Origin of the sequence: uncultured Aquincola sp. (genome assembly GCF_964001545.1) — a bacterium.
In the GTDB taxonomy this organism is placed as follows: domain Bacteria; phylum Pseudomonadota; class Gammaproteobacteria; order Burkholderiales; family Burkholderiaceae_C; genus Aquincola.
The window spans coordinates 1-9,941 of the sequence record NZ_CAXFDV010000196.1; the positions used below are offsets into that span (position 1 = coordinate 1).

9 protein-coding genes and 1 pseudogene are annotated in these 9,941 nt (G+C 69.7%); 2 read left to right on the forward strand and 8 right to left on the reverse strand.

Annotated elements, in window-relative coordinates:
- The 7 genes from ABNT58_RS06815 to ABNT58_RS06845 all read right to left on the reverse strand — a co-directional run.
- Nucleotides 1–522: SDR family oxidoreductase (locus tag ABNT58_RS06815; RefSeq protein WP_348752748.1), on the reverse strand; the 522-nt coding region annotated here is incomplete at its 3' end.
- Complete coding sequence (locus ABNT58_RS06820) at nucleotides 519–1,481, reverse strand: MBL fold metallo-hydrolase (protein WP_348752749.1); 963 nt, start codon at nucleotides 1,479–1,481, stop codon at nucleotides 519–521. The genes ABNT58_RS06820 and ABNT58_RS06815, both read right to left, overlap by 4 nt.
- Nucleotides 1,482–1,522: 41 nt before the next feature.
- Nucleotides 1,523–2,737, reverse strand: a complete 1,215-nt coding sequence (locus tag ABNT58_RS06825; protein ID WP_348752750.1) for a hypothetical protein — start codon at nucleotides 2,735–2,737, stop codon at nucleotides 1,523–1,525.
- Nucleotides 2,738–2,756: 19 nt separating this feature from the next.
- Nucleotides 2,757–3,185: a biopolymer transporter ExbD gene (locus ABNT58_RS06830; protein ID WP_348752751.1), complete on the reverse strand. Its 429-nt coding sequence runs from the start codon at nucleotides 3,183–3,185 to the stop codon at nucleotides 2,757–2,759.
- A 9-nt stretch (nucleotides 3,186–3,194) separates the two neighbouring features.
- Nucleotides 3,195–3,635: a biopolymer transporter ExbD gene (locus ABNT58_RS06835; RefSeq protein ID WP_348752752.1), complete on the reverse strand. Its 441-nt coding sequence runs from the start codon at nucleotides 3,633–3,635 to the stop codon at nucleotides 3,195–3,197.
- A gap of 120 nt (nucleotides 3,636–3,755) precedes the next feature.
- Nucleotides 3,756–4,574 carry a MotA/TolQ/ExbB proton channel family protein gene (locus ABNT58_RS06840; protein WP_348752753.1) on the reverse strand — a complete coding sequence of 273 codons (819 nt, stop codon included), beginning with the start codon at nucleotides 4,572–4,574 and terminating at the stop codon, nucleotides 3,756–3,758.
- Between the two features lie 82 nt (nucleotides 4,575–4,656).
- Entirely contained in the window at nucleotides 4,657–5,277 is a 621-nt protein-coding gene (locus ABNT58_RS06845; protein WP_348752754.1) for an energy transducer TonB, read from the reverse strand.
- 453 nt (nucleotides 5,278–5,730) lie between these two features.
- Between ABNT58_RS06845 and ABNT58_RS06850 the strand changes: the two genes are divergently transcribed.
- Nucleotides 5,731–6,795, forward strand: coding sequence for a fatty acid desaturase (locus ABNT58_RS06850; protein WP_348752755.1), 1,065 nt, complete (start codon nucleotides 5,731–5,733; stop codon nucleotides 6,793–6,795).
- Here ABNT58_RS06850 and ABNT58_RS06855 read toward each other — a convergent pair.
- A complete protein-coding gene (locus ABNT58_RS06855) occupies nucleotides 6,771–9,509 on the reverse strand; it encodes an ATP-binding protein (RefSeq protein ID WP_348752756.1) in 2,739 nt (912 codons plus the stop codon). The two genes, ABNT58_RS06850 and ABNT58_RS06855, sit on opposite strands and share 25 nt — an antisense overlap.
- 115 nt (nucleotides 9,510–9,624) lie before the next feature.
- On the opposite strand from ABNT58_RS06855, the pseudogene ABNT58_RS06860 reads away from it, so the two are divergent.
- A pseudogene (locus ABNT58_RS06860) lies at nucleotides 9,625–9,941 on the forward strand (membrane-bound PQQ-dependent dehydrogenase, glucose/quinate/shikimate family); the annotation flags it as partial.

Here is a 9,941-nt window from a genome sequence, read left to right on the forward strand (position 1 = left end):
CCGCGTCAGCTGGTCGATGGCGCCCTTGCTGGCGTTGTAGCTGGCGATGCTGGGAATGGCCAGCCGGCCGTTGACCGAGCTCATGTTGACGATGGCGCCGCCGCCGTGGGCCGCCATCACGCGCGCCACCGCCTGGCCCACCAGGAACGAGCCCTTCAGGTTCACCGCGATCACCGCGTCCCAGTCGGCTTCGGTGATGTCCAGGAAGTCGGCCGCCCGGAAGATGCCGGCGTTGTTGACCAGCGCATTCACCGGCCCGAAGGCGCCCACCGTGGCGGCCAGGGCTGCGTCCACCTGTGCCTTGCTGGCCACGTCGCAGTGCTGGTAGATGGCGCGGGCGCCTTCGGCCTGCAGCGCCTGCGCCAAGGCTTCGCCGCGGGCATCGTCCACGTCCCACAGGGCCACGGCGGCACCTTCGCGCAGCAGTCGGCGGGCGCAGGCTTCGCCGATGCCTTGCGAAGCACCGGTGACCACGGCCACGCGGCCGCGCAGGCCGAAGTTGATCTCGTCACGCGGGTTCATGCGCCCTCCTTCGATCTGTCCAGCCACACGGCCATGCCCTGGGCGTTCAGTTCGACATCGAGCTTGAGCAGGTCCAGCTCGGCGTCGTCGCCCTGGCGGCCGGTGGCGCGCAGGCGCTCGGCATACATGCGGCGCAGCGCGGCCTTCAAGGCCTCGTGCCGGTCGGGCGCATGGCGCAGCTCGGCGCCCATGGCTTCCATCTGCTGCAGCTGAAGCAGAAACTCATCGGCCAGTGCGGGCACCTCGGTCACGCGGCCATAGTGGGTCAGGTACATGCACTGCGGCTGGCTTTGCAGCAGCCGCTGCACCGATTCGCGCAGCGGCCCCGGCTCGAACTGCACCGGCGTGGCGGTGGGAAAGAGGAAGGCCGTGCGGCCCGGCAGGTCGAACTCGCGGAAGCTGATGCCGAAGGTGTCGCCGGTGAACCAGCCGCTGCTGCGTTCGTCCCAGATGCAGTGGTGGTGGCGCGCATGGCCGGGCGTGTCGATCAGGCGCAGCGGCCGACCGGCCAGGTGCAGCACCATGCCGTCTTCGCTGGTGCTCACCCGCTCGGCGTCGACGCCGATCACCTGGCCGTAGGAGCGGTCCATTTCTTCCTGCCCGTACACCGCCAGTGCGCCCGCGTACAGCATGCGCGGGTCGATCAGGTGGCGGGCGCCGCGCGGGTGCACCAGCACGCGGGCCTGCGGCAGCGATTGCATCAGCAGCCCCACGCCGCCGGCATGGTCCAGGTGCACATGGGTGGGAATGACATGGTCCACCGCCTCGGGCCCCAGGCCCAGGGCCTGCAGCGCGCCCAGCAGGCGCGGCACTGCGTGGTTGGTGCCGGTGTCGATGAAGCAGGCGCGGCCTGCTTCGACCATCAGGTAGGCGGCGTCGAAGCGGGGGCGTTGAAAGCCGGTGTCGATGGCGTAGATGCCATCGCCCAGCGGCTCCAGGTAGTCGGGCAGGGCGGTCATGCAGCCGATTCTGGCAGCTGCCGCCCGGGGCTGCAGTGCGGTCAGCCTTGCCGGGCCAGGGCCGCCCAGGCGCGTGCGATCTCGGCGGTGCCGTCGTTGCCGCCCACACTGCGCAGCGTCTGCAGGCCCTTGGTGCGGGTGGCGGGCGATTGCAGCTGGGCCCAGCCCAGCCGCAGCTTGGCGTCGTCGGGGCGCTTCAGGCTGCCCTTGGCGATGCCCTTTTCGATGAGGCCCGCGCCCTTGTCGGCCTGGCCCATCGAGGCGTACACCGTGCCCACCTTCACCAGCTCGTTGCCGTCCTTGGCCGCCGCAGCTTCGGTCTCGGCCTTGGCCAGGCCGGCCTTGGTTTCTTCCTGCTGCTTGAGCACCAGGTCGCGCAGGCGCTTGTGGCGCTCGGCCTCGGCGCCGGTGCCCAGCGCGCCGCTGGCAAAGCCCTTGTCGACAATGGCCTTGGCCTCGTCGGGCAGGCCGGCCTGCAGCGCCAGCTGGGCCATTTCCATGTACTGCTCGGTGGTGGTGATCAGGCCGTTGGCCAGCTTCAGCCGCATCACGTCCAGCGACAGGCGCGACGAGAAGCCGGGCTTGCGCTGCACGTTGTTGAGGTAGGCGCTCCAGTAGTCCTTCTTCGGGTAGTGGAGGATCAGCTTCTCGAGCGCGGTGGCATGGCCGGCCGCGTTGTTGGTGCGCTGGTAGGCATCGGCCAGGCGCAGCAGGTCGTCTTCGGCGGGCTTGCGGCCGGCCTGCTCGGCGGCGGCCACGGCGGCGCCGGCGTCGCGGGCCACGGCCGCGTAGTCGCCGCTTTGCGCCTGCACATAGGCGATCAGCTGGTTCAGCTCGGCCGTGTTGCGGCCGGCGGCCTTGGCCTTTTGCGCCCATTCGCCGGTCTTGGCCCAGTTCTTGGCCTGCGAGTAGGCAAAGGCCAGCGATTCGGCCACCTGCCCCTGCTCGGCACCGCTCAACTTGCCCGAGGCGTACACCGACTCGAAGGCATTGATGGCGGCCTGCGTGTCGCCCGCGCGCTGGGCGGCTGCGCCGCGCATGCGGTCGATGGTCAGCTGCTCGGCGGCAGACTTGTTGCCCACGGCGTCGGCCTCGCGCACCTTGGCCAGCGCTTCCTTGGCCTTGCCGGCCTTGAGCAGCTCACCGGCCTGCTGCAGCGGCTTGCCGATCTCGGGGCGCAGTTGCTGCGCACCGGCGTGGGCCACGAAGCCCGCGGCCAGCAGCGCGGCGATCAGTGCTTGGAGGGTGTTTCGCATGGGGGGGACTTCAGTCAAATCAGTTCGTGAACTGCTCGTTGCCGACCAGGCCGATCTTGGTCACGCCCAGGCGCTGCGCGCTGGCCATCACGCCGGCCACGTGCTTGTAGGTCACCAGCTTGTTGGGGCGCAGGTGCACCTCAGGCTGGTCGGGCAGGGCGGCGATCTGGGCCAGGCGGTTGTCCAGGTCGGCGCGGCCGTTGACGATCTCACCGTTCCAGCCGATGGTGCCGTCGAAGTCCACGTCGATGCGCACCACCTCGGGCGGCTTGGGCGGTGGCGGTGCGTTGCTGGGCACCGGCATGTTCATCTTGACCGCATGCGTCTGGATGGGGATGGTGATGATGAACATGATCAGCAGCACCAGCATCACGTCGATCAGCGGCGTGGTGTTGATGTCGACCATCACGTCGTCGTCGCCACCACCGCTGCCTACATTCATTGCCATGTGAGTCTCCTAGCGGCCGGCGGCGATGCCCGCGGGCGGCTCGGTGATGAAGCCGACCTTGTGGATGCCTGCGCGCTGGCAGGCCACCACCACGCGGCCGACGGCTTCGTAGCGCACTTCGGCGTCGCCGCGGATGTGCACTTCGGGCTGGGGTTCCTTGACGGCCGAGTCCTTGAGCCGGGCGACCAGGGTCTCGATGTCGGGCAGCCGCTCGACGCCCCAGTACACATCGCCTTCACGGTCGACGGCCAGCACGATGTTCTCGGGCTTGGTCTGCGTCGGGACGTTCTTTTCCTTCGGCAGGTCGAGCTTGATCGACTGCGTGACCACCGGGATGGTGATCAGGAAGATGATCAGCAGCACCAGCATCACGTCGACCAGCGGCGTGGTGTTGATGCTGGAGTTCAGCGCTTCTTCGCCGTCGTCGCCCGATGAGATGTTCATCGCCATGACGTCATCCTTGCTTCAAAGAGAGGGCCCTCCGCGGCCGCCGCCGGGCCGCCCCAAGGCGACCGCGGACCCCCCCGGGGGGTGGAGCAGCGCCAAAGGCGCAGCGGAGGGGGCCGACATTCATCGCTTGCCGGCGATAAGCACGTTGTGCAGGTCGCTGCTGAACGAACGCACCTTTTCCATCGCGCTCTTGTTGCGGCGGATCAGCCAGTTGTAGCCCATCACCGCGGGCACCGCGACGGCCAGGCCGATGGCGGTCATGATCAGCGCTTCACCCACGGGGCCGGCCACCTTGTCGATCGAGGCTTGGCCCGAGATGCCGATGGCGGTCAGTGCGTGGTAGATGCCCCAGACGGTACCGAACAGGCCGACGAACGGCGCGGTGGAACCCACGGTGGCCAGGAAGGCCAGGCCGTCCTGCAGGCGGCTCTGGATGTTGTCGACGGCGCGCTGCATGCTCATCGTCACCCAGGTGTGCAGGTCGATCTGCTCGACCAGCGTGCCTTCGTGGTGCTCGCTGGCGGTCAGGCCCTGCTCGGCGATGTAGCGGAAGGCGCTGCCCTTTTCCAGGCTGTCGGCGCCGGCGCGCACGCTGCCCGCCGTCCAGAAGCTCTTGCCGGCGGCATTGGCCGAGTTCAGCAGCTTCTGCTGCTCGAACAGCTTGGTGAAGATGATGTACCAGCTGCCCATGCTCATGATGACCATGATGATCAGCGTGCCCTTGGCGACGAAGTCGCCTTGCGCCCACAGCGCGCCCAGGCCGTAGGGATTCTCGACCACTTCATTGGCCACGGCCGGGGTGATGGCGGGCGCTTCGGTGGTGGCGGCCGCCGCGGCAGGCTCGGAGGCGGCCTGGGCGAAGGCGACGGTGGCGGGGACCAGGGTGGCGCTGGTGGCGACGGCCAGCACGACCGCACGCAGGAACTTGGTCAGGGACATGAGGTTTTCTCCGACGGGAACAGATGGCGGCCGGCGCAGTGCCGGCACGCGGGTGAAACGCAAAGCGAGGGCGGTGCGCCCGCTACTCGATCTTCCAGACGTACTCGACGGTGGCGATGGCGCCGCCGATGGGCTTGCCTTCCGGGTCGGTGCCCGGGCGGAACGGGCACTTGCCCAGTGCCTCGACCGCCGCGGCATCGAGCGCGCGGTGTTCCCGCGTCGGGCCCGAGGACTTCTCGATCTCGGCCTTGGCCACCTTGCCCGTCGCGTCGATGGTGAAGCGGATGCGGGTGGTGCCGGTGGCCTCGGCACGCAGCGCGGCGCGGGTGTATTCCGGCTTTTCGCAGGAAGACACGTCGATGCGTGCGGCCGTGCCCACGCGCGGCGGAGCCGGCGGTGCGGGCGGGGCAGGGGGCGCAGCCGGGGCCGGCGCGGGGGCGATGTTCACCGGCGCAGGCGGCGGCGCCACCTGGGTGGTGGTGATCGTCGGTGCCGGGGTGGGCGGCGGCGCCACGTTGATCTCGGGCGGCGGCACGTAGCTGGGCGGGGGCGGCGCCAGCTTGGGCGGCGGCGGCAGGTTCTCGGGCGGCGGCGGAGGTGGCTTGACCTCCTCGATGATCTTGGTCTCGATCGGCGCCTTGATCACCTCAACCACCTTGCGGGCCAGCCCACTGACGAGCGCCCAGCCAAGGAGCAGGTGCATCAACACCACAATGCCAAAGCCGACCAGATGCTTGGTTGGTCGGCGCTGCTGTTCAGCAAAATCCACTCAAATTCCTCCAGGTCCGGCCAGGGTCGGCGGACTGCCTCGATGCTTCTGCTACCTTGTGGGTGGCCTGGTCGCGCCGTTCGCGAAGCCGCGGACTATAGACGCAAACCAGCCGGGCTCCGGCTGGGGGTTCACCCTCAGCGGCAAGTTACAGCCCCGGATACAAGCAATTTAGGGGCCCACCCCCAATGTGCAGAGCCGTCGCGCCTGTCGTTCACCACACCTTAGCGTGGCCGCGTGTCGGCGTGCTACCGCTTGTAAACCGGCCAGGCCGCGCGCCACCTGTCTAGACAGGTGACAGCCTGCGCCGTCCGGGGCTTGATCGGCGTCAAGCCACCTGGCGCGCCGGCCGTCTAGCCTTGCGCGATCTTCTGTGACCCTGGCTTCATGACGACCACTGCCCCCCGCGAGACCCTGGCTGCGGCCATTCCGCACCGCAAGGACATCCGCGCCTGGATGGCGCCCATCGCCACCCGCAGCACTGCACGCGCCCTGGCGCTGACGGTGTTCGACATCCTCTTTTTCGCCGCGGCCCTGGCCGCCACCGTGCTGGCTTCGCACCCCCTGGTGCAGGTGGGCATGGCCTGCGTCACCGGCTTCGTGATCGCGCGGCTCTTCATCCTCGGCCACGACGCCTGCCACCAGGCCTTCACCCGCCACCGGCGGCTCAACCGCTGGCTGGGCCGCCTCGTGTTCCTGCCTTCGCTCACGCCCTACAGCCTGTGGGAGGTGGGGCACAACGTGGTGCACCACGGCTACACCAACCTCAAGGGCTTCGACTTCGTGTGGGAGCCGCGCACCCTGGCCGAATACCAGGCCCTGCCGCGCTGGCGCCGTGGCCTGGAACGCGTCTACCGCAGCGGCTGGGCACCGTGGCTGTACTACCTGGTCGAGATCTGGTGGGCCCGCATGCTGTTTCCCAGCAAGCGGCACATGCCCACGCGGCGCGCCATCTTCACCGCCGATGGCCTGCTGGTGACCGCCGCCGCGGCCGTGTGGATCGCCGGCCTGGTGGCCGCGGCCCGCGCCACCGGCCAATCGGCCGCCTGGCTGGTGGCGGTGGGCTTCGTGCTGCCCTTCCTGGTGTGGAACGGCTTCATCGGCTTCGTGGTGTACGTGCACCACACGCACACCGGCGTGGCCTGGTACCAGGACAAGAAGAGCTGGGCCGCGGCGCAGCCCTTCGTCTCGACCACGGTGCACCTGACCTTCCGCTCGGCCATGGGCAGTGCCCTGCACCACATCATGGAGCACACCGCCCACCACGTGGATATGAGCGTGCCGCTGTACCGCCTCAAGCGTGCGCAGAAGCTGCTGGAAGAGCGCATGCCTGGCTGCATCGTGGTGCAGCCCTTTTCATGGCGCTGGTACGCCCGCACCGCGCGGGCCTGCAAGCTGTACGACTACCAGCGCCAGTGCTGGACCGACTACCGCGGCCGCCCCAGCACCTGACGCACCTTGCGCGCCAGCGCCTCGGCGGTGTAGGGCTTGGACAGCAGGTCCACGCCCACGTCCAGCCGGCCGTTGTGCACGATGGCGTTTTCGGTATAGCCCGAGGTGAACAGCACCGCGATGCCGGGCAGCCTTTCGCGGGCGCGGCGCGCCAGCTCGGGGCTGCGCAACGGGCCGGGCATCACCACGTCGGTGAACAGCAGGTCGATGGCGGTGCCACTGTCGATCACGCTCAAGGCGCTGGCGGCGTCGCGTGCCTTCAGCACCCGGTAGCCCAGCTCGGTGAGCAGCGACACCACGGTGTCGCGCACCTCGTCGTCGTCTTCCACCACCAGCACGGTTTCATGACCGCCTTGTGACTCGGTGTCGGCCGGGCCGGTGGGCAGGTCCTCGCCAGCGTGGGCGCGGGGCAGGTACAGCCGCACCGTGGTGCCTTCGCCCACCTCGCTGTAGAGCTTGACGTGGCCGCCCGACTGCTTGACGAAGCCGTACACCATCGACAGGCCCAGGCCGGTGCCCTTGCCCTCGGGCTTGGTGCTGAAGAAGGGCTCGAACACCCGGTCCAGCAGCTCCGGCGCAATGCCGCTGCCGGTGTCGGTGACGGCCAGCATCACGTAGTGGCCGGGCTGTACCTCGGGGTGCATGCGGGCGTAGTCGTCGTCCAGCATCGCATTGCCGGCTTCCAGCGTCAGGCGGCCGGCGCCGCCCATCGCGTCGCGGGCATTGATGGCCAGGTTGAGCACCGCGTTCTCCACCTGGCCGGGGTCGATGAAGGTGTTCCACAAGCCGCCGCTGACCACCGTCTCCAGCGCGATCTCCTCGCCCAGCGCCCGGCGCAGCATGTCGTCCATCTCGCGCATCAGGCGGCCCAGGTTCACCACCTTGGGCTCCAGCGGCTGGCGGCGGCCGAAGGCCAGCAGCTGCGAAGCCAGCTTGGCGCCGCGGGCCACGCCGGCCAGCGCCTTCTGCACCCGCTCCTGCGCCCGCGCATCGCTGCCCACGTAGCGCGACAGCAGCTGCAGGTTGCCGCTGACCACCTGCAGCAGGTTGTTGAAGTCGTGCGCCACGCCGCCGGTGAGCGCGCCCAGCGACTCCATGCGCTGGGCATGGCGCAGCGCTTCCTGCGCGGCCTCGCGCTCGGCCGATTCGCGGCGCAGCTGGTCCATGGCCAGCGCCAGCTCGGCGGTGCGGGCCTGCACCCGCTGCTCCAGCGAGTCGTTGAGCTGCTGCAGCGCCTCTTCCGCGCGGCGCTGGTGGGTCACGTCGTAGCCGTCGACAAAGATGCCGGTGGCCTGGCCTTCGTCGTCCAGCAGCGGCTGGTAGATCAGGTGCACATAACGTTCTTCGGGCACGCCGCCGGGCTCGCGCAGCAGGTGCACCGGCACGTTGCGGCCGGCATAGGGCCGGCGTGTGCTGTACACCTCGTCCAGCAGCTCGAAAAAGCCCTGGCCGCGCACCTCGGGCAAGGCCTCGCGCACGGTCAGGCCCAGCAGCTCGCGGTGGCCCACCAGGCTGGCGTAGGCGTCGTTGACCAGCACGAAGCGGTGCTCCGGCCCGGCCAGCAGGCACATGAAGCTGGGCGCCTGCTGGAACATGCGCTGCAGGCGGTCGCGTTCTTCGGCCACGCGGGCCTGTTCGGCCTCGAAGGCATCGGCACTGGCCAGGCTGGCCGCGATCTGGCCGGCCACCAGCCGCAGGAAGGCCAGGTAGTCCTCGTCGCAGCGGCGGAAAGGGTTCAGGCCCACCACCAGCGCGCCCAGCGGCCGGTCGGTGCCGCGGCCGATCAGCGGTGCCACCACGGCCTGCGTGGGCGCCTGGCCGAAGGGCCCGGTGGGCAGTGCCTGCAGCAGTGCGGGCGACAGGCACTCGTGCAGTTCCAGCAGCCGCGCCGGCGCGCCGCGCCACACCGCCTGCAAGGGCCAGTCGGCCGACAGCGGTCCCTCGGCCTGCAGCTCGGCCGGCCACGGCAGCTGCGGTGGCGCTGCGCCATGCAGCGGCGGCAGCCCGCTGCCGCACACGCGGTGCGCCACCGGCGTGTCGTCGGCGCCGGCCGGTTGATCGAACAGGTAGCCGGCAAAAAAGGGCAGGTCCACCTCGCTGGCGGCCAGCTGCGTTTCCACGCTGCGCAGCACCTCGGCCCGGCTCTTGGCGGTGGACAGGCCGGTGGCCAGGTCGCGCAGCGTGGCCAGCCGCCGCTCGCTGATCACGCGGTCGGTCTCTTCGCTGACGGCGCAGAACACGCCCTCCACCTTTCCGCTGTCGCCGATCAAGGGGCTGTACGAGAAGGTATGGAAGGTTTCTTCGGGGTAGCCGTGGCGGTGCAGCACCAGCCGCAGCGCGCGGTCCCAGGTGGACTCGCCGTGCTGGTACACACGGGTCAGCCGCGGCTCGATCTCGGGCCAGATCTCCGACCACAGCTGCCGGGTGGGCATGGCCAACGCATGCGGGTGCTTGTCGCCCAGCGTCGGCCGGTAAGCATCGTTGTAGAAAAAGGCGATGTCCGGGCCCCAGCCCAGCCACATCTCGAAGCGTGAGGTGAGCAGCAGCCGCAGCGCCACCTTCAGCGCATGCGGCCAGGCCTGCACCGGCCCCAGCGCGCTGGCCGACCAGTCGTGGGCGCGCATCAGCCGCGCCATCTCGCCATCGCCGATGAACACCTCATCGGCGGGTGGGGCGACGGCGGCCGGGGGCGTGGAGGTGGGTTGGGAAGTCATCGTGGTCCTGGGCACTGTCGACGGCAAATGCCAAGCCTGCGGACGGGCCACGACCCCGCAAGTGTCACCGCAGCCCGCGCCGACGCGCAGGAACAGCGATTGCCGACGCCCCGGCATGAACATGATCTCGAGTTCGGCCGGGCGGCGACCCACCGCCACGGCCTTCTTCTTTGCATTGGCCGGCCTGGCCCTGCTGGGCGGCGGCGCCTGGCTGGTGGCGCTGGGCGGCTCTTTCTATTACGCGGTGGCGGGCCTGGCGCTGCTGGTCACGGCACTGCTGCTGTGGCGCGGCAGCCCCGCTTCGCTGCTGGTGTATGCGCTGCTGGTGCTGGGCACCGTGGCATGGTCGCTGTGGGAAGTGGGGCTGGACTGGTGGCCACTGGCCGCGCGCGGCGACGTGATCTTCGTGCTCGGGCTGTGGCTGCTCACGCC

Bases quoted from the DNA above. Each gene is read 5' to 3' on its own strand.
- ABNT58_RS06820 (WP_348752749.1), bottom strand. From the start codon at position 1,481: ATGACCGCCCTGCCCGACTACCTGGAGCCGCTGGGCGATGGCATCTAC.
- ABNT58_RS06825 (WP_348752750.1), bottom strand. From the start codon at position 2,737: ATGCGAAACACCCTCCAAGCACTGATCGCCGCGCTGCTGGCCGCGGGC.
- ABNT58_RS06830 (WP_348752751.1), bottom strand. From the start codon at position 3,185: ATGGCAATGAATGTAGGCAGCGGTGGTGGCGACGACGACGTGATGGTC.
- ABNT58_RS06835 (WP_348752752.1), bottom strand. From the start codon at position 3,635: ATGGCGATGAACATCTCATCGGGCGACGACGGCGAAGAAGCGCTGAAC.
- ABNT58_RS06840 (WP_348752753.1), bottom strand. From the start codon at position 4,574: ATGTCCCTGACCAAGTTCCTGCGTGCGGTCGTGCTGGCCGTCGCCACC.
- ABNT58_RS06845 (WP_348752754.1), bottom strand. From the start codon at position 5,277: ATGCACCTGCTCCTTGGCTGGGCGCTCGTCAGTGGGCTGGCCCGCAAG.
- ABNT58_RS06850 (WP_348752755.1), top strand. From the start codon at position 5,731: ATGACGACCACTGCCCCCCGCGAGACCCTGGCTGCGGCCATTCCGCAC.
- ABNT58_RS06855 (WP_348752756.1), bottom strand. From the start codon at position 9,509: ATGACTTCCCAACCCACCTCCACGCCCCCGGCCGCCGTCGCCCCACCC.